This is a genomic window from Nonomuraea candida (genome assembly GCF_000725485.1).
Lineage (GTDB): Bacteria > Actinomycetota > Actinomycetes > Streptosporangiales > Streptosporangiaceae > Nonomuraea > Nonomuraea candida.
Map to the genome: position 1 here is coordinate 1 of NZ_JOAG01000038.1, position 22,418 is coordinate 22,418.

The window sequence follows — 22,418 nt, forward strand, 5'->3', positions numbered from 1 at the left end:
TTCGAGGCCCGACTGGGTCGGGACGTCCTTGCGCCCGGCCTGGCGAGCCGCCTCGACCCGGGCCTTCCACTTCTCGTTTCCGAGCAGCCAGTCGAACGATTCGGTCTGCAGGCCGAGGAGATAGGGCACCTCCAGGGGCTCCTGGATGCGCGCGAAGGAGACGCGGCGGGGGCCGGCGGCCACGGGGGAGCCGGGCACGGGGGAGCCGGGCGCGGGGGAGCCGGCGGGCGGGGCGGAAGCGGGAGAGTCGGGGGAGTCGGCGGAGGCGGTGCGCGAGGCTGCCAACGGGATGTCCTTCCGGAGGCACGGATGGAATCGGGCTGCGCGCATGCCAAACGCCCCGGCGGGATCCGGGGCGTCGCGGGGCAGCGCGAGAGAGCAGCATAACGCAGTGGACAAACGAATGTCCACGCTTACTATATGCGTCAACCTCGGTGCCGCCTTCAGCTTCCCATAGCCCCCATGGGCTCGTCAACTTCCGGAGCGAGGAGATGGCGCATTCGCTCCCCGTCGTCGGGGGTGAGGACCGATTGACAACCTCAACCAACCAAGCGCATGCTCGGATTTTCGCCCATGGCCCCGCCGAAGGGACACGTCGATGGAACCTCCCGCGCCTGCCCCTCGCCCCACCGCCCCCGCCTTAGGTCGCCGCTCCCTGCTCGTCGCCGGGGGCGTGATGGCGGCCGGCGCCGCCCTCGGCCGCGCCCCCGCCCACGCAGCCCAGGACGCCGAGTACGACGTCGTGGTCGTCGGCGCCGGGGCGGCCGGGATGACCGCCGCCCTCACCGCCGCCCGGCGCGGCCTGCGTACGGTCGTGCTGGAGAAGGCCGCCACCTACGGCGGGTCGGCGGCGCGGTCGGGCGCGGGCATCTGGATCCCGTGCAACGAGGTGATCCTCGCCGCCGGAGTGCCGGACACGCCGGCCAAGGCCGCCGCCTACCTCGCCCGCGTCGTGGGCGACACGGTGCCGCTCGCGCGCCAGCAGGCGTTCCTCGCCGCGGGGCCGCCGATGATCTCGTTCGTGATGCGCAACAGCCCGCTGCGCTTCCGGTTCATGCAGGGGTACGCCGACTACTATCCCGAGTTCCCCGGCGGCATGCCGGACGGCCGCTCCATCGAGCCCGACCAGCTCGACGGCAACCTCCTCGGGGCCGAGCTGGACCGGCTCAACCCCGCCTACATCCCGACGCCGGCCGGCATGGTCGTCTTCAGCGCCGACTACAAGTGGCTGACGCTCAGCGCGGTCAACCTGAAGGGCGCGGAGGTCGCCGGCGCCTGCCTGCTGCGCGGCACGCAGGCGGCCCTGCGCGGCGAGCGCCCGCTCACCATGGGCCAGGCCCTGGCCGGCGGGCTGCGCGCGGGCCTGCTCGCGGCCGGCGTGCCGGTGCTGCTCGGCACCCCGCTGCTGGACCTGCACGTGGAGGCGGGCCGGGTGGCGGGCGTGGTCACCTCGGCCGGGCTGGTCAGGGCCAGGCGCGGGGTGATCGTCGGCTCGGGCGGGTTCGAGCACAGCGCGGCGATGCGCGCCGAGTTCCAGCGCCAGCCCATCGGGACGGACTGGACGATCGGCGCGGACTCCAACACCGGCGACGGCATCGAGGCGGGCGAGCGCGCGGGGGCGGCGCTGGAGCTCATGGACGACGCCTGGTGGGGGCCGTGCGTGCCGCTGCCCGGCGAGCCGTACTTCTGCCTGGCCGAGCGCACGCTGCCCGGCTGCGTCATGGTCAACGGCGACGGGGAGCGCTTCGTCAACGAGGGCGCGCCGTACAGCGACGTGGTGCACGTCATGTACGACCGCAACTCCCCGTCCGCGCCGCACATCCCGGCCTGGCTGATCGTCGACCAGCAGTACCGCAACCGCTACCTGTTCAAGGACGTCCCGCCGCTGCTGCCGCTGCCCTCCTCCTGGTACGACGCCGGCGCCGTGCACAAGGCCGCCACCGTCGAGCTGCTCGCCCAGCGGATCGGGCTGCCGCCCGCCGCCCTGCGCGCCACGATCGCCCGCTTCAACAGGTTCGCCGTGGCCGGCAAGGATGAGGACTTCCACCGGGGCGACAGCGCCTACGACCGCTACTACGCCGACCCCCACGTCCGGCCCAACCCCTGCCTGGCCCCGCTGTGGCTGCCGCCCTTCTACGCCTTCAAGATCGTCCCGGGTGACCTGGGGACGAAGGGCGGGATGCGCACCGACGCCCGCGCCCGCGTGCTGCGGGCCGACGGCTCGGTCATCCCCGGCCTGTACGCGGCCGGCAACGCCAGCGCGGCCGTCATGGGGCACAGCTACGCCGGCTCGGGCTCCACGCTCGGCCCGGCGATGACCTTCGGCTACGTGGCGGCCAACGACCTCGCCACCGCCTGACTCGCCACCGCCTGACTCGCCACCGCCTGACTCGCCACCGTCTGACTCGCCACCGTCTGACTCGCCCTGCCTGCTCGCGCTCTGCCTGCTCGCTCCCTGCCCGCGTTCGGCCCCGGGCCCGGGCAGGGCGCCGCGCGGCCAGGCGGAAGGCCGGGGAAGTGGGGAGAGGGCGGAAAGGGGATTAACCGCTCCTTTCCACTCTTAACGTATAGCGCACCGGGGGGCTTGCGGCAAGACCCCCGTCATGCCGCAGAATCGTCGGCCTGAAGCCAGAACCTGCGGAAATCGGGGGACACGCGGTGCGCGCACAGCTCGTGCGCGCCCGTCCTCCCGCCTGCGCAGCCCACCTCACCTCGGAGTCACTGAACGTGCAACCGCTGACCGCCGGCGTCTTCCACCTTTCCGACCAGCTCGCCGCCAAGGCCGACCCGGCCCTGATCGCCGGAGACGAGCGGCACTTCGCCGCCATCGCCGAGAGCCTGGAGCGGTCGATCGCCGAGCTGTCCGAGCGTCTCGACGCCGCGCGCAGGGCGCCCGGCGGCCTGGGCCGGCAGGCGCTGGACCGGGACCTGGAGATCCACCGGCTGACCGCCCGCCTGCGCGCGCTGCGCCGCTTCGGCCTGGACCTGTGCCTGGGGCGCATGGTCGGGGCCGACGACCCCGAGCCCGTGTACGTCGGGCGGCTCGGCCTCACCGACGCCGACGGCCGCCGGCTGCTGCTCGACTGGCGCTCCCCGGCGGCCGAGCCGTTCTTCGGGGCCACCCACGCCAACCCGATGGGCCTGGCCAGCCGCCGCAGGTACCGCTGGACCCGCGGCCGGATCAGCGACTACTGGGACGAGGTGTTCGCCCCGGACGGACTCGAAGGGCACGCCGCGCTCGACGACCAGTCCGCCTTCATCGCCAGCCTCGGCGGCAGCCGCTCGCCCCGGATGCGCGACGTGCTCGCCACCATCCAGGCCGACCAGGACGCCATCATCCGCGCGGGGTCCCGCGGCGCCCTCGTCGTGGACGGCGGCCCCGGCACGGGCAAGACCGTGGTGGCCCTGCACCGCTCGGCGTACCTGCTCTACTCCGACCCGCGTCTGAGCCGGCGCCGGGGCGGCGTGCTGTTCGTCGGCCCGCACCAGCCCTACCTCGCCTATGTCGGCGACGTCCTGCCCAGCCTCGGCGAGGAGGGCGTGCGGACCTGCACGCTGCGGGACCTCGTCGCCGAGGGCGCCGCGGCGGGGGCCGAGCCGGACCCGGAGGTGGCCCGGCTGAAGGCGTCGGCGGAGCTGGTGAAGGCGATCGAGCCGGCCGTCCGGTTCTACGAGAACCCGCCGGCCCAGGGCATGACGGTCACGACGCCCTGGGCCGACGTCTGGCTGGGCCCCGAGGACTGGGCCGAGGCGTTCGAGGCGCCGGAGCCCGGCACCCCGCACAACGAGGCGCGCGACCGGATCTGGGAGGAGCTGCTCACGATCCTGGCCGACAAGCACGACGAGGAGGTCTCGCCCGACCTGCTGCGCAGGTCGCTGCTGCGCGACCGGGAGCTGCTCGCGGCCCTCAACCGCGCCTGGCCGCTGATCGAGGCCGCCGACCTGGTCGGGGACCTGTGGACCGTCCCCGCCTACCTGCGCATGTGCGCTCCCTGGCTCACCCCCGACGAGGTCCGGCGGTTGCAACGCGCCGACGCCCAGGCGTGGACGGTGTCCGACCTGCCGCTCCTGGACGCCGCCAGGCAGCGGCTCGGCGACCCGGAGACGGCGCGGCGACGGCGCCGCCAGGAGGCGTCCGTGGCCGCCGAGCGCGCCCGCATGGCGCAGGTCGTCGACAACCTGCTGGACGCCGATGACGACGGCGAGGGCGTGGTCACCATGCTGCGCGGACAGGACCTGAGGGACGCGCTGGTCGACGAGGCCGCGCTGCCGCCCGCCGACCCCGACCGGCTCGCGGGTCCGTTCGCGCACGTCGTGGTGGACGAGGCGCAGGAGCTCACCGACGCGGAGTGGCAGATGCTGCTGCGGCGCTGCCCGTCCAGGAGCTTCACCATCGTCGGCGACCGCGCCCAGGCCAGGCACGGGTTCACCGAGTCGTGGCGGGAGCGGCTCGAACGGGTCGGCTTCGACCGGATCGAGCTCGCCTCGCTGAGCGTCAACTACCGCACGCCGGAAGAGGTGATGGCCGAGGCGGAGCCGGTGATCCGGGCCGTGCTCCCCGACGCCAACGTGCCCAGCTCCATCCGCGCCGGCGGCGTCCCCGTCGTCCGCGGCTCCGCCGCCGAGCTGGGCTCCATCCTCGACGCCTGGCTCGCCGCGAACGCCGAGGGGGTCGCGTGCGTGATCGGCGACCCCTCCTTCGCCGAGACGCCGCGGGTGCGGTCGCTGACGCCGGAGCTGGCCAAGGGGCTCGAGTTCGACCTGGTCGTCCTCGTTGACCCGGAGCGGTTCGGCGCGGGCGTCGAGGGGGCGGTCGACCGCTACGTCGCCATGACGCGGGCGACCCGGCAGCTCGTCATCCTCACGACCTCCTCCTGACCGCTGCTGCCCGCGTTCGATAGCGACCGCGGCTCGAACTACACCTCAGAGGAGTCCGGCCGCTTCCTGGCCGGCGGTGATGCGGTACACGATCTCGCGGTGGTGGCGATCAGTGTCCCGCTGCGGCTCGCAGGGCGGAGGCGAAGGTGCGCAGCGCCCTGCGAGCGGCCGGCTCGGACGCGCGGGATTTCAGGACGACGCTGCGGGTGGGCAGCGGGGGGAGGCCGAGTGATTCGCCCATGTCCATGGTGCCGGGTGGGGCCACACGCGGGCTGAGCGCCGCCACGGCCAGGCCTGCTGCCGCGGCCGCACCGACGGCTGCGATGCCGCCGCCCACGAACACCTCTTGCCAGGCGATGCCCGCTTCGTTCAGCGCGGTCACCGCCATCTCGTGCACATGGCATGACTCGGCCTGAAGGGCGAGGCGCAGTGGCTCGCCGGAGCGGTGTTCGAAGTCGGATGAGGCCATCCAGCCGAAGGCCGCCTCCATCAGGACTTCGCCGTCGGTGCGGCGGTCCTCGTGGCGCAGCACGATGGCCGTGTCCAGCGCACCGCTGTCGAACAGGTCAAGGAGCTCCCATGAGCTGGCGATTCTCACCTCCAGCGTCAGGTCTGGCGCTGCTCGCCCTATCTGGCGCAGGAGGTGGGGCAGTTCGGCGCCGACGACATGGTGGCTTATGCCGATCGACAGGCGTTGCCGCTGGACGCCGAACGAGCCCAGCGCGCCCGCGTGGGCGGCCAGCAGTTCACGTGCGGGCCCGAGGAAGGCGGCGCCGTCTTGCGACAGGCGGACCAGGCGGGGCGTACGGTCCAGCAAGCGGCGGCCCAAGGCGTCCTCCAGCCGCTTGATCTTCAGGCTCACGGCGGACTGCGTGGAGTCCATCGCCTCCGCCGCGCGCGTGAAGCTCTTCATCTCGGCGGTCAGCACGAAGGCCTGCACGGCGTCCAGGGGGAGCATCTTCATCGGCATACCGATCATTGAAATACTTAATGACTGAAATATCCTAGGATGACTTTTTTGAATGATCAAGTGATGGCTACGCTGCAAACCGTCCCCGAGGAACGGAGTCAGACCATGCCCTTGGTCCAAGTGTCGTTGCGGCGAGGCAAGTCCGCCGAGTATCACCAAGCCCTCTTCGAGGGCGTCTACCGCGCCCTGCGTGAGACCTTCGACGTGCCGGAAGACGACCGCTTCATGACGATCACCGAGCACGACGGCAGCACCTTCAGCGTCAGCCCCACCTACTACGGCGTCGAGCGGAGCGACGAGGCGGTCATCATCCGGATCACCGCCAGCAACACGCGCGGCCCCGCCCAGAAGCAGGCGCTCTACCGGCGCATCGTCGAACTCTTGCAGGCGAACCCCGGCGTGCGCCCCGAAGACGTGTTCATCAATCTTGTGGAAGTACTGCCGGAGAACTGGTCGCTCGGCCATGGCATCGCGCAGTACGCGGTGCGGCAGCGCTGAGGGGAGACGGCGAAGCCGCCCAGCACACGCGCGGCGACGCGGACCGTGCGGTCCCGCCGGGACCGTGCGGTCCCGCCGAGGTGGGCGGCGGCGCTGTGGCCCAGCCGGTGCAGATCCCGTTACATCGAAGACCGTACAGTTCCCGCTTGGGGCCCACGCGGGTTGCCGCCGGAGAGGGTGCCCGCTACGGGGTCGCTCGTCAGGGGGCGACGCGATCCGGGTGCGTGGCCGGGGTTATTCCTGCCAGAACGTTTGGCGAGCGACTGAGCCGTTGACCGTACGGCGGTACTGTCCCGGCGACTGGCCGGTGTGCTTCTTGAAGGCGAAGCTCATGTACTCGGAGTGGCTGAAGTTGAGTCGCTCGGAGATCTGCTGCACGGTCCAGTCCGTCGAGGAGAGCAACTCGGCGACGTGGCCCATGCGAACTCTGATGATCTCGCTGTGGACCGTACGACCCAGGGTCGAGGCGAACCGGTAGTCCAGCGCGCGCCGTGAGAGGCCGACATGGCGGAGTACGGCGTCTACGGCGAGGTTCTGGTCGGACCGGGCCCGGATGAACCGCAGTGCCTTGGACACGAGCGGATCGTCCACCGCGAGGATGTCGGAGGACTGCCGGGTGACGATCCGGGTGGGCTCGATGAGCCTGAGCCCGGGTTCGATGGTGAGGCCTTGCATCATCAGGTCGAGCAGGTGCGCCGCAAGGTACCCGGTCGCGGTTGTGTTGGGCTCGATGCTCGACATCGGCGGGGTCGTGAGGTTGTCGATCAGTTCGTCGTTGTCGACGCCGATGACCGCGACGGCGTCGGGCACCACCAGGCCGGCGATTTTGCAGGCCTCCAGGATTTCCTGTCCGGCGATGTCGTAGCAGGCGAGGACTCCGACTGGTTTCGGGAGGTCGGTGAGCCATGCGGCGAGGCGTTCGCGCTCAACGGCGCGCATACCGGACTGCTTCATCCCGAAGGCGTGCGGCGTCGTGCCGCGCTGGCGGACGCAGCCGGCGAACCACTCGCTGCGTGTCACAGACCAGGCGAACCGGTCGTCGCCGCAGAAGGCGAAGTTCCGCAGGCCTCTTTCGGCGAAGTGGCCGATGGCCCAGCGTACGATTGCGCCGTCGTCGGTCTCTACCCCGGGGAGTTCTGGGACGAGCCGGGCCGCGCTGAGATCGACGGTCGGCAGGCCGAGCCTTCGAATGAAACGGGCGGTCTGTTCGGTTTCGATCCGGGCGAGCACGCCGTCGCCGTGCCAGCCTTCGAGCCACGAGAAGTCGGTTTCGTGCCTGCTGTGCTCGGCCAGGTAGAGCGACCAATGAGGAGACTCCTCGACGTACTTCTTCACCCCGAGGAGCAGCCCGCGAGCGTAGGCGTTCGAGGTTTCGACCAGTAACGCGACGTGTCGCGTCTGCGTATCGGCCACGTAAAAATTCTAAGACCTCATGCTAAATCGCGCATGGTTGCGCCGTTGCGTCCTCCGTAACCTCACGAAACAGGAGGTAAGGATGACGCAGCCAGTGCGTGTCGCCATCGCAGGACTCGGGTTCGGTTCCGAGTTCGTGCCGATCTATCAAGCCCATCCGGACGCGGAACTCGTCGCCGTCTGCCAACGGACTGAGGCCGCGCTCCACGAGACAGCCGATCGTTTCGGCGTGCCCGGTCGCCATACGGATTTCACCGCCATGCTCGACGATCCGGACATCGACGCGGTGCACATCAACACCCCGATTCCGGACCACGCGCATCACACCATAGCCGCGCTCCGTGCGGGCAAGCATGTCGCCTGCACGGTGCCCATGGCCACGACGCTCGACGAATGCCGGTCGATCGTGGCGGCCGTGCGGGAGTCGGGCAAGAACTACATGATGATGGAGACCGTCGTCTATTCCCGTGAGTTCCTGTACGTCAGAGAGCTTTTCGAGAAGGGGACGCTGGGCCGGATTCAGTTCCTGCGCGGAGCACATCACCAGGAGATGGCCGGCTGGCCAGGCTACTGGGAGGGTCTTCCGCCCATGCACTACGCCACCCATGCGGTGAGCCCGGTGCTGTCATTGGCCGGTGCGCTCGCCGAGAGCGTCGTGTGTCTTGGTTCCGGGCGCATCTCTGCGGAACTCACCGCCAAGTACGGCTCGCCGTTCGCGGTGGAGAGCGCGCTGATCACCTTGCGGGACTCGGCTGTCGGAGCGGAGATCTCCCGTTCGCTGTTCGAGACGGCCCGCGAATACGTGGAAAGTTTCGTCGTCTTCGGAGAGCTCGCTACGTTCGAGTGGGAACAGACGCAGGGCGCGGGTCACGTCCTGCACGTCGGCGAGGTTCCCAAGCGTGTCGAGATCCCGGACTTCGCTCATCTGCTGCCGCCGGAGATCGCGCCGTTCACCACCCGGGGCGTGTATGACGCCGAGAACGAGCACCTCTCGTTCGTCCAGGGGGGTGGGCACGGCGGATCGCACCCGCACCTGGCGGATGAGTTCATTCGAAGCATCGTCGAGGAGCGGGCCCCTGCGATTGACGAGGTCACGGCCGCGAACTGGACATCTGTCGGCATCTGCGCCCACGAGTCGGCCATGAACGGCGGACTGCGAGTGGCGATCCCGGACTACTCCGGCTGAGGAACACGCGCCCGGCAGCCACATCTCCGGCAGCCACAACTCTGGCAGCCACATCGCGCCGGACAGCCACATCGCGCCGGACAGCCACATCGCGCCGGACAGCCACATCGCGCCGACGGGCGCCCAACTCTGGGAGGTGGGGATGACCCCTGCCCTGATTGATACGGACAGCGCGGCCGTGGAGAGCCGACCGGCTCTGGCCGTGAGCAGGTTTGCGCCGCTGCGCCGGCCTTCGGGCTGGGTCGCCGCCGTCGTCGCGGTGGCGTTCGCCGCTTGGGTGCTGTTCCTCGCGGACGGCACTCCGGCGGGTCCTGCGGTGGATGACCCGGGCAGGTTCATGGTGACGGTCCTGGACGGTGTGACGTTCGCGGGTTTGCTGTTCGTCGCGGCGTCCGGCTTTACGTTGATCTTCGGGTTGATGCGCACCGTGAACATGGTTCACGGGTCGTTGTTCCTGCTGGCCGCCTACATCGCGATCCGCGTGCAGGAGACGATGGTGGGCCGGTCCCGCAACATCGTCCCGGCCGACGTGGGCGTGCTCGACTGGGTGGTCCCGCTGCTGGTGGGCGCCGGTGTCGCGGCCGTGCTCGGCCTGCTGGTCCAGCAGGTGTTCCTGCAGTGGAACGAGGGCCAGGAGATGCGACAGACCATGGTGACGCTCGCCATCACCGTCGTGCTCGCCGACCAGATGTTGCGTGAGTTCGGCGGGCTGGCGCGGCGGATGGTCTGGCCGGGCGCGGCGACCCACTTCCTGTCCATCGCGGGGGAGCGTTACCCCACCACCCGGCTCTTCATGCTCGCCCTCGCGGTGCTTGTCGGAGTTCTGCTGTGGCTGTGGCTGACCCGGACGAGCGTGGGCATGATCATCCGGGCTGGGGTGGATGACCGGCAGATGGTGCGCGGCCTGGGCATCAACATCCGCCGGGTGTTCGCCCTCACCTTCCTCGCCGGCTCGTTCCTGGCGGGTGTCGGCGGAGTCATGGGCGCGTCGTTCGCCGGGGCGGCCCCTGGGACGGACGGCAGCTGGCTGCTGAACGCGCTCATCGTCGTGATCATCGGCGGGCTCGGCTCGCTCAGGGGCGCGGCCGCCGGCTCGCTGTTGTACGGCACGGTGGTCGCCTTCTCGCCCGCCTATCTGCCCAGCCAGTACTCGTACTACGCGATCATCATGACCTTCGGTCTCCTGGCGCTCGTGCTGGCGGTGCGTCCCTATGGGCTGTTCGGGAGGCCGGCGTGAAACTGGCCTTCGCCTGCCTGGTCTTCGGCCTGGCGCTTCTGCCGGCCGTGGCCACGCCGTTCTTCGTCAACTTCGTCATGACCCAGACCCTGATCCTGGGCCTGGCCGCGGCGACCATCGTGTTCCTGGCCAAGTACGGCGGCATGATCTCGCTGGCGCAACTGCTGATGGTCGGGATCGCGGGTTTCATGTACGGCAACGCGGCCCTGGACGGCGGCGCGCGTGGCCTGAACCTCGGCTGGCATCCGTGGGCGGCTGCGGGGTTCGCCATCCTGGTGACGACGCTGGTCGCGTTCGTGCTCGGCGCGATCGCGAGCCGGTCCACGGGCATCTACTTCCTGATGCTCACCCTGGTCTACGGGGTCATCGGCTACTTCGTGTTCGCCCAGATCGTCGAGATCTCCGGTCCTGGCGGCATCACCAGCATCCAGCGGCCGGAACTGCTGGGACCGCCGGTACTGCTCTACTACGCGGGCCTGCTGCTGTCGGTGGCGGCCTACGCCGGGTTCCGCGCCCTCGGGCGAACGGCGTTCGGGCTCGCGCTTCAAGGGGTCCGCGACGACCCCGTCCGGATGGCGTCGCTGGGATTCAACGTGCCGCTGCACCGCGCGCTGGCCTTCGCCCTGGCCGGGTTCGTGGCCGGGCTGGCCGGACTGCTGAACGTCTGGTGGAACGGCCAGATCGATCCCGCGTCGATCTCGATCGGGCCGACGCTGATCCTGCTGATCATCGCGGTCATCGGCGGCATCTCATCGCTCAAGGGCGCCTGGCTCGGCGCGTTCGTCTACGTCCTGGTGCTCACCTACCTGCGCGACCTGCCGCTGGTCGACCGTATCGGCCTCACCGAGGCCCGGTTCAACACCGTCATCGGGGTCATCGTCCTCATGATCATGGTCCTCTCGCCCGAGGGCCTGACCGGGATCGTTCACAAGATCCGGAAGCAGTTCGGAGAAACACGCCCATGAGAAGATCGAAAGTTCTAACACTGTTCATGGCCCTGGCGCTGACCGCGGGATGTGGCGGCGGTGGTAACGCCTCCTCTGGTCTGCCTGCCGACCAGAAGCAGCCCGCAAGCAGTGGATCAAGCACCGGCAACGGGATCCGGCTCGGCATCCTGGGGCAATGTGAGGGCCCGTTCGGCGGCTTCCACGAGGACGTGGTCGCGGGCACGACGCTGGCGCTGGCACGGTTCGCGGGTGCGAGTCCCAGCTCCAAGACCAGCGCGCTGGAGGGATTCAGCGGCGCGAAGGTGGCGGGCACCCCGATCGAGCTCGTCGGCATCGGCTGCGGCGATGACACCGCCGACCGCATCGTGCAAGAGGTGCGCCGGCTGGTCGAGCAGCTCGGCGCCAATGTGATCATCGGACCGCTCTCCGGTGACGAGGGCATCGCGATCGCCGAGTACGCCAAAGCGCACCCCGATCTCACGGTGCTGGCCGGCATCTCCGGTTCGCAGGAGCAGACCCTGCACGTCCGGGCGCCGAACTACTTCCGCTTCTACGGCGACGGCGCGATCTGGAATGCGGGACTCGGCGATCTGCTGCACAACAAGGAGGGCTGGGAGACCGTGGCGGTCATCGCCGACGACTACAGCTTCGGCCACACCTCGGCGGCCGGTTTCATCGCGGACTTCTGCGCTGTGGGCGGCAAGGTCACCCATCGGGTGTTCCCGCCGCTGGGCACCACAGACTACTCCTCCTACATCGCTCAGCTCCCGAACCCCGACGAGGTCGACGGCTACTTCTGGGCCGTCGGCGGGACCGGGACGCAGGCCGCGCTCGAGGCCTTCGTCAACGGCAAGGGCGACCTCACCGGCAAGCAGCATGCCGGCAACCTGTTCTTCAACCCCGACCTGGCCCAGGCGCTCGGGACCGACATCGCCGGGGCGTACGTGGGCGGTTTCGCCACACTGCCGTCCGACGTGCGCACCCCGGAGATCGAGGAGTACCTCGCCGCCGCGGACAAGACCTGGGAGAGCATCCCCGGCGCGCTGAGCGGCAACAAGCCGGCCAAGCCGTCCGTCGCCGCCGCGTTCGGCTTCTTCTACGGCTACTACACGGCCGGTGTGGCGCTGGCCGAGGCGCTGGAAGCGGTCGGCGGCGACATCACCGACGTTCCCGCGTTCCACAAGGCGATCGCGGGCCTCACCCTCGACCTGCCGTACGGCGACATCAAACTGGACGCGAACCGCAGCGGCATCGTCGACGTCGGCCTGTCGCGCCTGGTGAACGAGTCCGGGAAGGTCGTCCAGCAGACCGTGGCCATCGTCCCGGGCGTCGACCAGACCTTCGGCGGCACCTTCAGCCCCGACACTCCGTCGCCTGGCCGCGACTCGCCTGCGTGCGCAAAGCGGGACCTGCCATGGGCAGGCAAGGCCATCACCGTCGTCAACGGCGTCCCGCAGAGGTAGGGCACCATGACGCCTGTCGTCCAGGTCCACGACGTCACGGTCGCCTTCGGCGGCCTGCACGCTCTGCGCGGTGTCGACCTCGACATCGCGCCGGGCGAGCGACTGGCCATCATCGGGCCCAACGGAGCCGGCAAGACCACACTGTTCAACGTCATCGCCGGCGACATCGCACCGACCACCGGCGCGGTGGTCATCAAGGGGCGGGACTGCACGCACCGGCCATCGCGTCACCGTCCCCGGCTCGGACTGGCGCGAACGTACCAGAAGGCACGTACCTTCTCCGGCCTCACGGTGTGCGAGAACATCTACCTCGCGCTCGCCGGTCACCGCGGCCGGCACAGGACGCTGTGGCGGTCCGCGGCCGATCGCCGGATGCGCCAGGAGGCCGCCCAGGTCGCCGGCCAGGTCTGGCTGTCCGGGCAGCTCGACGTGGTGGCGGGTGAACTCGCCCACGGGCAGCGGCGGCAGCTCGAACTGGCGATGGCCGTTGCCGCCCAGCCGGACGTGATGCTGCTGGACGAACCCGCGTCCGGCCTCTCCCGCGGTGAGCGGGAGCGGCTGGTCGAGCTGATCGAATCGCTCGATGAACAGCTGACCCTGCTGCTCATCGAGCACGACATGGAGGTCGCGTTCCGTGTCGCCCAGCGGGTCATCGTGATGGCCGACGGCCGGCAGGTCATGGCCGGATCACCCGATCAGGTTCGTGCGGATCCGCACGTCCATCAGATCTACCTCGGCACGGAGGGGGCATGACGGCGATTCTCGAGGTACGGGACTTACGCGCCGGTTACGGGGCCTCGGTGATCCTCGACGGTCTGAGCTTCCGAATGGAGGCCGAGTCCGTCGCCGTCGTCGGGCGCAACGGAATGGGCAAGACAACGCTGTGCGACACCCTGGTCGGATTTCTCCCGGCTTCGGGCGGCGAAGTCCGGGTGACCGGCCGGAGAGTCGACGGGCTCACTCCCGAGAAAGCCGCCACGACCGGGATCGCCTACGTCCCGCAGGGCCGCCGGCTCTTCCCCTCTCTCACCGTGGACGAGCACCTCACCATGCTGGCCCGGCGAGCAAGGGGCCGGCGATGGACGCCCGACGCGGTCTACGAGCTGTTCCCCCGGCTCGCCCAGCGCCGGCGCCAGGGTGGAGCCGAGCTGTCGGGCGGTGAGCAGCAGATGCTCGCCGTCGGCAGGGCTCTGCTGCTGAACACGCCCCTGATCGTGATGGACGAACCCTCCGAAGGGCTGGCGCCCACGATCGTCGACGTGCTGGTCGATGTCGTTCACCGCCTGGTGTCCGAAGGGGTGGCCGTGCTCGTCGTCGAGCAGAACCTGAGGGCCGCGGTACGGCTCGCGAACCGGCAGCTCGTCATGGTCTCCGGCCGCCTCGAGGCGGAGTTCACCGGAGAGGAGTTGCTGGTCCGCCCTGACCTGCAGCGCCAGTATCTCGGCGTCGGCTCCACGGCCGCGCCGTACAAGGATGGAGAGCCGGCATGAGGGTGACGAGGGCGCTGGGCGCCAACACCTGGATCTGGACCTCGCCGCTGACCGACAAGACGCTGGCCGAGCTGGCGCCGAAAATCCGCGCTTGGGGATTCGACGTGATCGAGCTCCCGGTCGAGAACGTCGGCGACTGGGATCCGGGCCGTACGGCGACGCTGCTCGACTCGCTCGGCCTGTCGGCGACCATCGTGGTCGCCATGGGGCCGGGGCGTGAGCTGATCGGCGCGGATCGCGAGACGATCACCACGACGCGCGACTACCTGCGGCGTGTCGTCGACATCGCGGCGGCAGTCTCCGCACCGGTGATCGCCGGTCCGATCTACACGTCGGTCGGCAGGACGTGGCGCATCGGTGAGGCGGAGCGGCGCGGCTGCTACGAGCAGCTTCGCGACAGTCTCGAGCCGGTGGTACGGCACGCGATGGGCGCCGGTGTCACCGTCGCCGTCGAACCACTCAACCGGTATGAGACCAGCCTCATCAACACCGTCGACCAGGCACTGGAGGCGCTGGACGGCCTCCCCGCCGCGGGCTGCGGACTCGGCCTGGACATCTATCACATGAACATCGAGGAACGCAGCATCACCGAGGCCATCCGCAGGGCTGCCGGCCGGATCGCGCACGTGCAGGTCTGCGCGAACGACCGCGGTGCGCCAGGCGCCGACCACCTGAACTGGCCCGGCATCATCGCCGCTCTGGACGCGGCCGGCTATCCGGGCCCGCTCGTGATCGAGTCGTTCACCGGCGACAACGCGACGATCGCGACAGCGGCGTCGATCTGGCGGCCGTTGGCCAAGACACAGGACGCCATCGCCGTCGACGGGCTCGCCTTCCTCATGGGAGTGGTGGGGCTCACTTCCTCCGGTCCCAGCTCCTCAACGAAATGACGGTGAGATTCATGCGATTACGGTTCATCACGTTCATGGTGGCGACGCTCCTGGCGGTCCTGCTCCCGCCTCCGGCCATCAGCTTCGCGCACCCTCCCGCAGAGGCATACAAGATCCTCTTCTTCCACAAGACGACCGGGTTCCGGCACGACTCCATCCCAGCCGCGCTGGCCGCCGTCGAAGAGCTGGGCACGCAACACGGATACACGGTGACGCAGACGCAGGACGCGTCGATCTTCACCGACGAGGGCCTCGCCGCGTTCAAGGCCATCGTCTTCTTCACCGACGGTGAGAACACCCTGACCACACCCCAGCGGACCGCATTCGAGCGCTACATCCACCGCGGCGGCGGCTTCGTCGGCCTGCACTCCACGTCCAATACCGACAAGGCGAACTGGCCGTGGTGGCGTGACCTGTTCGGCGGGGCGTTCTTCGCCAACCATCCGCCCATCCAGTCCGCGACGGTGAAAGTGGACGCGGCGCAGCACCCGGCGACGGCCCATTTCGGCGCCTCGTTCCAGTGGCCCGGCGACGAGTTCTACAACCTCACCGCCAATCCCCGCGCCGCGGGCGTCAAGGTGTTGCTCACGGTGGACGAATCCACCTACAGCGGCGGGCAGATGGGTGCCGATCACCCTGTCTCCTGGTGTTCGGCCTTCGACGGCGGCCGGACCTTCTACACCGCGCTCGGCCACTCGGCCAGCCACTACGCCAATCCCGGCTTCCGGCAGCACATCGGCTGGGCCATCGAGTGGGCCGCCGGCGCGACCGAGGGCGACTGCGGCCAGCCGCGTACGGGCATCCCCACCGCCGCGGCCTTCGAGAAGGTCGCCCTCGACGACAACACGGCCAACCCGATGAAGCTGGACATCGCCGCCGACGGCCGGGTGTTCTACACCCAGCTGGGCGGCACGCTGAAGATCTACCACCCGGACACCCGGCAGGTCACCACCGCCGGTCAGATCCCCGTGTACCGGGGCCAGGAGAACGGCCTGATCGGCATCGCCCTGGATCCGGCGTTCGCCCAGAACAACCACCTCTACCTCTTCTACAGCGACCCGGCCTCGATGACCGTCGACGGCATCGCCGGCGGAGTCCAGCACGTCTCGCGGTTCACGCTCGACCCGCTCAGCGAGTCGATCGACATGGACTCAGAAGTGGTGCTGCTGAAGATCCCCCACCAGCGGGTCGAATGCTGCCACAGCGGCGGCCACCTGGACTTCGACGCGGAGGGCAACCTCTACATCTCCACCGGCGACGACACCAACCCCTTCGCCTCCGGCGGCTTCGGGCCGCTGGACTTCCGGCCGGGCCGCCAGCCCTGGGACGCGGCCCGCTCCTCCGGCAACGCCGCCGACCTCCGCGGCAAGATCCTCCGGATCAACCCGCTCGAAGCCGCCACCAGCGGCGACCCTCCCGGCGTCGGCAGCACCTACACCGTCCCCGATGACAACCTCTTCACCAGCGGCAAGCACGACGGCCTGTTCCCGGGAGGCGTCTATGTCCCGGCCCTGGGCCGGCCGGAAATCTACGTCATGGGGCTGCGCAACCCGTTCACCCTGGACGTCGACCAGACATCAGGCACGCTCACCTTCGGGCTGGTCGGCCCGGACGCCAACCCCTCCGGCGGAGTGGATCCCGATCGCGGCCCGCGGGGCTACGACTACTGGGCCCGCGTGAACGAGGCCGGCAATTACGGCTGGCCGTTCTGCATCGTCAACAGCCAGCCGTACCGGCACTATGACTTCGCCACCGGCGTAGCCGGCGAGCCGTACGACTGCGCCGGTGGGCCGGTGAACGACTCTCCGAACAACACCGGCATCGACCGGCTCCCGCCGGTGGAACATCTGCCCACGCTCTACTACCCGTACTGCGCCAGCAACGGCGGATACTCGGCGCCGCCGCCGTACCCGGAGGTTCCGTGCGGTCCCGTCGACGGCGGGGCCGCCTACGGGACCGGCCGCGCCGCGTACGCCGGCGACACCTACCGCTTCAACCCCCAGGTCACCGCGGACGGCAAGTTTCCCCAGTTCTTCGACGGCAAGCCGTTCGTCATGGAGTGGGAACGCGACTTCATCGCGACGATGAACCTCGACCAGAACGGCGCATACGTCAAGGGATCGCTCGCCGAGCAGTTCTACGGCTTCCGCTTCGACCAGAGCCTGCGCCTGCGCAAGCCGCACGACATGGAGTTCGGCCCCGACGGCAACATGTACCTGATCGAATGGGGCGACGAGTTCAACTTCGGCGGTGGCGGGGTCAACCCCGACTCCGGCCTGTTCCGCATCAGCTACGTCAAGGACGGCCGGACCCCGACCGTTGTCTCGTCGGCGTCACCGGACAACGGCCAGCCGCCCGTGGAGGTGAGCTTCTCCTCCGAGGGGACCTTCGACGCCGACGGCGACAACCTCACCTTCGCCTGGTCGTTCGGCGACGGCGCCACCAGCACCCAGCCGAACCCGACCCACACCTACACCAGGGCCGGCGTCTACACCGCGCAACTCGTGGTCACCGACAGCTCGAGCCGCTCGGCCAGCTCGAACGTCACCATCACCGTCGGCAACACCAAACCGGTGGTCACCATCGACCTGCCTGAGCACGGGCAGGTCTTCGAGTGGGGCGACGACGTTCCGTTCAGCGTCAAGGTGACCGACGCGGAGGACGGCACCGTCGACTGCGCGGACGTGGTCGTGCAGCAGGGCGTCTACCACGACACCGGGGGAGCGGTGCACGTGCACCAGGGCCCGTCGCACCAGGGCTGCCAGGGCACCATCCAGACTGACCCGGAGAGCGGACACGAGGGCGCGAACGTCACCACCATCGTCACGGCGAGCTACACCGATGCCGGTGGCCACCCCGATGCGCAGCCGCTCACCGGAGGCAGCAGTCACCTGCTACGGCCGGCCCAGACGGAGGCCGAGCACTTCGCCAAGTCCTCCAACGTCACCACCGCACCGGGCAACGACCCGCTCGGCGGCGGCGAAACGGTACGGGGTGCGAACGGCGCCTGGGCGTCGTACGATCCGGTGAACCTGGACGGCGTCCACTCGCTGGGACTGCGCGTAGCGTCACAAGCCGACACCACCATCGAGATCCGGCGGGACGCACCCACGGGGCCGCTCCTGGCCACGAAGGAGATCCCGGCGACGGCCAAGGCCCAACGGATACCCGGAAAGACAGGATTCGGCAACGCCGCCCAGTTCAACAACGGGACCGCCCATCACTACGCCGAACTGCCCACGGGCGTCGTCAGCGGCCTGACCGGCGACTTCACCATCGCCACCTGGGTCAACCGCGCGGCCACCGGGCAGGACTGGTCCCGGATCTTCGACTTCGGCTCCGGGACCGGCACCTACATGTTCCTCACCCCGAACGCCGGCGGCGCACCCGGGCTCCGCTACGCCATCTCCACCCAGGGCAACTGCTGCGAGCAGCAACTGACCCACGACCAGGAACTCCCCGCCGGGTGGCACCACGTCGCGGTGACCCTGTCCGGAACCACCGGAACGTTGTGGCTCGACGGGGTCGCGGTCGCGACGAACACGAACATGACCATCAACCCAGCCGAGCTCGGACAGACAGCCAATAACTGGCTCATCCGCTCCCAATTTCCTGACCCCTACCTGAACGCGGCGCTCGACGAATTCCACATCTACGACTCCGCACTCAGTCAGGCACAGCTCCAGGCGCTCATAGCGAACCCGGCCGGTGCCGCCGGCGGCAACATCGTCGCCTACACCTTCAACGAAGCCGGCGGCGCCACCCTCGTCGACGCCTCCGGCAACGGCGACAACGGCTCCATCGTCCTCAACCCGGCCGTCGCCACCTGGACCGACGCCACCGTCGACCTCAAGGCGACCACCGGCAGCACGCGGCTCTACCTGGTCTTCCCCGGCGCCGAGGCGAACGTCAACTGGCTGCGGCTCAACGCCTGGCCCACCGGCCGGTTGCAGTCCTCCAACTACCCCGACCGCTATGTCCGGCATGCCAGCTTCGACGTGCTCCTCCACGTGAACCCCGCCATCGCGGACTCACAGTGGCGGATCGTGCCGGGCCTGGCCGATGCGACCGGCGACCACGTGTCCATCGAATCGGTCAACCACCCGGGCTACTACCTGCGGCACGCCGGCTTCGACTTCGCCCTCGTCCGCAACGACGGCAGCGCCCGGTTCAAAGCCGACGCGACGTTCAAACGCGTCCCCGGACTGGCCGACCCCACCGCGGTGTCGTTCCAGTCCTACAGCCATCCCGACCGCTACTTACGCCACTACCGGTTCGCTTTACGACTCGACCGGATCACCAACGACACCAGCCGAGCCGACGCTACCTACCGCATCACCGACTGACCACTACTCGGTGGACGGGGACGACCCGGTCCCCGTCCACCGGGGGTCGACAGCCGCGGAGCAACGCCCCCATGGCCGAACGCCAGTCCGCCGACCGGATCGTGGTCCTGGACGGCGGGCGCGCCGCCGACGCGGGCGACCACTGCTGCTTCCGGTCTGGGGGACTCGCTCATCGCGCGCCCGGGCGGCGGTGGGTCTTCGCCTGCCCAGAATCGGACATTTAAGATCTACAACGTAAAGGCGCTCGGTTTGTGCAAAATTTCATTTTTTACTTCTTAAAGGCACGGGCTACGCCCGTACTCGACAATCCAAAGAAACGGTCTCATCGGTTGTAGAGCTTGCGTGCCCACAAGTAGCTGCCCAGGGCGATGACGGCGCTCCAGGCGGCGGCCGCGAGGAACGTGGTCCCGGCGGGACGGCCGGCCAGCAGCTCGCGCAGGGTCTCGATGACGGGGGTGAACGGCTGGTGCTCGGCGAACCAGCGCAAGGGGGCCGGCATCGACTCGGGCGGGACGAAGCCGCTGCCGAGGAAGGGCAGCACCATCAGGGGCATCGGCAGGTTGCTGGCCGTGGCGACGTTCTTGGTGACCATGGCGAGCGCGACCGACAGCCAGGTGATGGCGAAGGTGAACATGGCCAGCAGGCCGATCACGCCGAGCCAGTCGAGTGCCGAGGCGGCCGAGCGGAAGCCGATCAGCACGGCCACCAGGGTGACCGTCGTGATCGCGATGAAGTTCTGCACGAGTGCGCCGAGCACGTGTCCGGTGAGCACGGAGACGCGGGCGATGGCCATGGTCTTGAAGCGGGCGATGATGCCCTCGGTCATGTCGATGGCGACGGAGATCGCGGTTCCCTGGGCGGCGCCGGCGATCGCGGTGACGATGATGCCGGGGGTGAGGTAGCCGACGTAGGTGGCGCGGTCGCCGCCGATGCCGGCGCCCATGGTGCCGCCGAAGACGTAGACGAACAGCAGCAGGAAGACGACGGGGACGCCGGTGTAGGTGAGGATCAGGGTGGGGTAGCGCCAGAGGTGTTTGAGCTGGCGGCGGGTCATCGTCGCGGAGTCGGTGATGGCTCTCATGGCGGTCGCGGTCACGGTCGCGGTCACGGTGGTGGTCGTGGCGGTGGTCGTGGTGGTGGTCGTGGGGGTGGTGGTCATGGGGCGGGTTCCTTGGTGAGGGTGAGGAAGACGTCGTCCAGGTCGGGGGTGTGGACGGTGAGTTCGGCGACGTCGATGGCGTGGGTGTCCAGCCGGTCGAGGAGGTTCTTGAGTGTCTTGACGCCGCCGGTGTGGGGGAGGTGGGCGGTGAGGGTGGCGTCGTCGTGGGTGGTGGCGCCGAGGTGGTGGAGGGCTCTGCGGTAGGCGTTCTCGTCGGTGAAGCGGACGGCGATGTGGCCGCCGGGGACGAGTCGTTTGAGTTCGTCGGGGGTGCCGTGGGCCACGAGCCGGCCCTGGCTGAGCAGGGCGATGTGGTCGGCGAGCTGGTCGGCTTCCTCGAGGTATTGGGTGGTGAGGAAGATGGTCACGCCGTTTTGGCGGACGAGGTCTTTGACGATCTGCCACATGGTGCGGCGGCTGCGTGGGTCGAGGCCGGTGGTGGGTTCGTCGAGGAAGATGAGCCGGGGTGTGCCGACGAGGGTCATGGCGAGGTCGAGGCGGCGGCGCATGCCGCCGGAGTAGGTGGCGGCGGGCTGGTGTGCGGCGTCGGTGAGGTCGAAGCGTTCCAGGAGTTCGTGGGCGCGCCGGCGTCCGGGGGTGCGGCCGAGGTGGAGGAGGTCGGCCATGAGGCGGAGGTTCTCCTCGCCGGTGAGGAAGGTGTCGATGGCGGAGAACTGGCCGGTGACGCCGATGGCGGCGCGTACGTGGTCGGGTTCTTTGGCGGGGTCGTGGCCGGCTACGCGGATGTCGCCGGCGTCGGGCTTGATCAGGGTGGACAGGATCTGGACGGTGGTGGTCTTGCCGGCGCCGTTGGGTCCGAGCAGGGAGAAGATCGTGCCTTGCGGGATGGTGAGGTCGATGCCGCTGAGGACGGGGTGTGTGCCGTAGGACTTGCGGAGTCCGGTGACGGAGATGGCGGGGGGCCGGCTGGTGTGCATGGTGGTCATCTCCGGGCCGGGTTGGGCGGGGTGGCGGGCGGTTCGAGACAGTACGTGTTTGACATGCTTTGAAAGCTACGTTGCGTTCAAATTTATTGTCAATCGATGGAACGTGTCATCCCAGGTCGAGCCGGTGATTTTGGTGCGTTGACGCTGGCAGCGAATGCAATGCTGCGTTGCGTTGGTTGGGTGCTAACGCAATAATGGGGTCATGCCAGGAGGAAGGTTGACCCAGCGGGACCGCCAGCGCATCGCGGCCGGTCTCACCGAGAGGCTCTCCTATGCCGAGATCGCCAGGCGTCTTGACCGGCCGACCTCCACGATCAGCCGGGAGATCGCCCGCAACGGCGGCCCCGGCGGTTACCGGCCGGAGCGGGCGCATCGGGCGGCGGAGCGGCGGGCGCGGCGTGGCACGCCGGTGCCGTCGCCCGGGCTGCCGGGTGGCAGGGCGGTCGGGGTGGAGGACGGGGTGATCGAGATGGCGGTCCGGATGGGGCTGCCGAAGATGATGGCGCGGGTGTTCATCGGCCTGCTGCTGTCCGAGGACGGCAGGCTCACGGCGGCGGGGCTGGCGCGCAGGTTGCAGGTCAGCCCGGCGTCCGTCTCGATGGCGGTGGGTTATCTGATCCAGCAGGGGCTGATCAGGCGTGAGCGTGATCAGCGGGGGCGTCGTGACGTGTATGTGATCGATGACGACACCTGGTACCACTCGGTGATGACCGGTGCGCGGCAGACGCTGGAGGCGGCGGAGGCGGCGAGGAAGGCGGCGGAGGCGTTCGGGCCGGACACGGTGGTGGGGCGGCGGATGGCGCGGGGTGGGATGTTCCTGGAGCGGATCAGCCTGGACCTGCTGGAGTCGACCGAGCGCTGGCGCGGCCTCCTGTCGTGATCGGTTCGGGGTGACTCCGGTGTGCGTGTGATCGCTCGCGCGGGCCGGGCCCCGCGCAGGGGGCTGCCGGCCGCGCCGCGTGTCGCCCCGGTCGTCACCTCCGCCTGATCGCGG

17 protein-coding genes are annotated in these 22,418 nt (G+C 69.4%); 12 read left to right on the forward strand and 5 right to left on the reverse strand.

Translation table 11 applies throughout. The features are described from left to right. Positions 1-198, reverse strand: a 198-nt coding sequence (locus IO39_RS31820; RefSeq protein WP_157549157.1) for a hypothetical protein, incomplete at its 3' end; no start/stop codon positions are given. Positions 199-598: 400 nt separating this feature from the next. Here IO39_RS31820 and kstD point away from each other — a divergent pair. Both kstD and helR read left to right on the forward strand, forming a co-directional pair. Next, positions 599-2,359 (forward strand): 3-oxosteroid 1-dehydrogenase, encoded by a 1,761-nt coding sequence (kstD, locus tag IO39_RS31825; RefSeq protein ID WP_052423616.1) that lies wholly within the window; start codon positions 599-601, stop codon positions 2,357-2,359. A gap of 368 nt (positions 2,360-2,727) precedes the next feature. Next, positions 2,728-4,878: an RNA polymerase recycling motor ATPase HelR gene (helR, locus tag IO39_RS31830; RefSeq protein WP_043630798.1), complete on the forward strand. Its 2,151-nt coding sequence runs from the start codon at positions 2,728-2,730 to the stop codon at positions 4,876-4,878. Positions 4,879-4,987: 109 nt separating this feature from the next. Here the strand turns inward: helR and IO39_RS31835 are convergent, their stop codons facing one another. After that, positions 4,988-5,848 carry a LysR family transcriptional regulator gene (locus tag IO39_RS31835; protein WP_211267245.1) on the reverse strand — a complete coding sequence of 287 codons (861 nt, stop codon included), beginning with the start codon at positions 5,846-5,848 and terminating at the stop codon, positions 4,988-4,990. 63 nt (positions 5,849-5,911) lie between these two features. Between IO39_RS31835 and IO39_RS31840 the strand changes: the two genes are divergently transcribed. After that, positions 5,912-6,346: a tautomerase family protein gene (locus IO39_RS31840; RefSeq protein ID WP_211267246.1), complete on the forward strand. Its 435-nt coding sequence runs from the start codon at positions 5,912-5,914 to the stop codon at positions 6,344-6,346. A gap of 234 nt (positions 6,347-6,580) precedes the next feature. Here IO39_RS31840 and IO39_RS31845 read toward each other — a convergent pair whose 3' ends face one another. Continuing rightward, positions 6,581-7,759: a XylR family transcriptional regulator gene (locus tag IO39_RS31845; protein WP_043630803.1), complete on the reverse strand. Its 1,179-nt coding sequence runs from the start codon at positions 7,757-7,759 to the stop codon at positions 6,581-6,583. A gap of 82 nt (positions 7,760-7,841) precedes the next feature. On the opposite strand from IO39_RS31845, the gene IO39_RS31850 reads away from it, so the two are divergent. The 8 genes from IO39_RS31850 (at position 7,842) to IO39_RS31885 (ending at position 19,318) form a co-directional block, all read left to right on the forward strand. After that, complete coding sequence (locus IO39_RS31850) at positions 7,842-8,945, forward strand: Gfo/Idh/MocA family protein (protein ID WP_043630804.1); 1,104 nt, start codon at positions 7,842-7,844, stop codon at positions 8,943-8,945. Between the two features lie 202 nt (positions 8,946-9,147). Next, positions 9,148-10,182 carry a branched-chain amino acid ABC transporter permease gene (locus tag IO39_RS31855; RefSeq protein WP_169789157.1) on the forward strand — a complete coding sequence of 345 codons (1,035 nt, stop codon included), beginning with the start codon at positions 9,148-9,150 and terminating at the stop codon, positions 10,180-10,182. Continuing rightward, positions 10,179-11,147: a branched-chain amino acid ABC transporter permease gene (locus tag IO39_RS31860; protein ID WP_052423618.1), complete on the forward strand. Its 969-nt coding sequence runs from the start codon at positions 10,179-10,181 to the stop codon at positions 11,145-11,147. Before IO39_RS31855 ends, IO39_RS31860 begins: the two co-directional genes overlap by 4 nt. Then, a complete protein-coding gene (locus IO39_RS31865; RefSeq protein ID WP_084773820.1) occupies positions 11,144-12,592 on the forward strand; it encodes an ABC transporter substrate-binding protein in 1,449 nt (482 codons plus the stop codon). The genes IO39_RS31860 and IO39_RS31865 overlap by 4 nt, the downstream gene beginning before the upstream one ends. A gap of 6 nt (positions 12,593-12,598) precedes the next feature. Further along, positions 12,599-13,345 (forward strand): ABC transporter ATP-binding protein, encoded by a 747-nt coding sequence (locus IO39_RS31870; RefSeq protein ID WP_043630808.1) that lies wholly within the window; start codon positions 12,599-12,601, stop codon positions 13,343-13,345. Then, on the forward strand, positions 13,342-14,082 hold the full coding sequence (locus IO39_RS31875) for an ABC transporter ATP-binding protein (RefSeq protein ID WP_043630811.1): 741 nt from the start codon (positions 13,342-13,344) through the stop codon (positions 14,080-14,082). Before IO39_RS31870 ends, IO39_RS31875 begins: the two co-directional genes overlap by 4 nt. Positions 14,083-14,084: 2 nt before the next feature. Further along, entirely contained in the window at positions 14,085-14,972 is an 888-nt protein-coding gene (locus tag IO39_RS31880; protein WP_084773822.1) for a sugar phosphate isomerase/epimerase family protein, read from the forward strand. A gap of 11 nt (positions 14,973-14,983) precedes the next feature. Continuing rightward, positions 14,984-19,318 (forward strand): ThuA domain-containing protein, encoded by a 4,335-nt coding sequence (locus IO39_RS31885; RefSeq protein ID WP_169789158.1) that lies wholly within the window; start codon positions 14,984-14,986, stop codon positions 19,316-19,318. A 322-nt stretch (positions 19,319-19,640) separates the two neighbouring features. Here IO39_RS31885 and IO39_RS31890 read toward each other — a convergent pair whose 3' ends face one another. Together IO39_RS31890 and IO39_RS31895 are read right to left on the reverse strand one after the other, a co-directional pair. After that, positions 19,641-20,399, reverse strand: a complete 759-nt coding sequence (locus tag IO39_RS31890; protein WP_043630897.1) for an ABC transporter permease — start codon at positions 20,397-20,399, stop codon at positions 19,641-19,643. 74 nt (positions 20,400-20,473) lie between these two features. Beyond that, on the reverse strand, positions 20,474-21,424 hold the full coding sequence (locus IO39_RS31895; protein WP_043630814.1) for a daunorubicin resistance protein DrrA family ABC transporter ATP-binding protein: 951 nt from the start codon (positions 21,422-21,424) through the stop codon (positions 20,474-20,476). Positions 21,425-21,641: 217 nt separating this feature from the next. On the opposite strand from IO39_RS31895, the gene IO39_RS31900 reads away from it, so the two are divergent. Further along, positions 21,642-22,304 (forward strand): MarR family transcriptional regulator, encoded by a 663-nt coding sequence (locus tag IO39_RS31900; RefSeq protein ID WP_084773826.1) that lies wholly within the window; start codon positions 21,642-21,644, stop codon positions 22,302-22,304. Positions 22,305-22,418: the final 114 nt, after the last annotated feature.

Excerpts from the sequence above, each read along its gene's own strand:
- kstD (WP_052423616.1), top strand. The coding sequence starts at position 599 with ATGGAACCTCCCGCGCCTGCCCCTCGCCCCACCGCCCCCGCCTTAGGT.
- IO39_RS31835 (WP_211267245.1), bottom strand. The coding sequence starts at position 5,848 with ATGCCGATGAAGATGCTCCCCCTGGACGCCGTGCAGGCCTTCGTGCTG.
- IO39_RS31840 (WP_211267246.1), top strand. The coding sequence starts at position 5,912 with ATGGCTACGCTGCAAACCGTCCCCGAGGAACGGAGTCAGACCATGCCC.
- IO39_RS31850 (WP_043630804.1), top strand. The coding sequence starts at position 7,842 with ATGACGCAGCCAGTGCGTGTCGCCATCGCAGGACTCGGGTTCGGTTCC.
- IO39_RS31865 (WP_084773820.1), top strand. The coding sequence starts at position 11,144 with ATGAGAAGATCGAAAGTTCTAACACTGTTCATGGCCCTGGCGCTGACC.
- IO39_RS31870 (WP_043630808.1), top strand. The coding sequence starts at position 12,599 with ATGACGCCTGTCGTCCAGGTCCACGACGTCACGGTCGCCTTCGGCGGC.
- IO39_RS31875 (WP_043630811.1), top strand. The coding sequence starts at position 13,342 with ATGACGGCGATTCTCGAGGTACGGGACTTACGCGCCGGTTACGGGGCC.
- IO39_RS31885 (WP_169789158.1), top strand. The coding sequence starts at position 14,984 with ATGCGATTACGGTTCATCACGTTCATGGTGGCGACGCTCCTGGCGGTC.
- IO39_RS31890 (WP_043630897.1), bottom strand. The coding sequence starts at position 20,399 with ATGAGAGCCATCACCGACTCCGCGACGATGACCCGCCGCCAGCTCAAA.
- IO39_RS31895 (WP_043630814.1), bottom strand. The coding sequence starts at position 21,424 with ATGACCACCATGCACACCAGCCGGCCCCCCGCCATCTCCGTCACCGGA.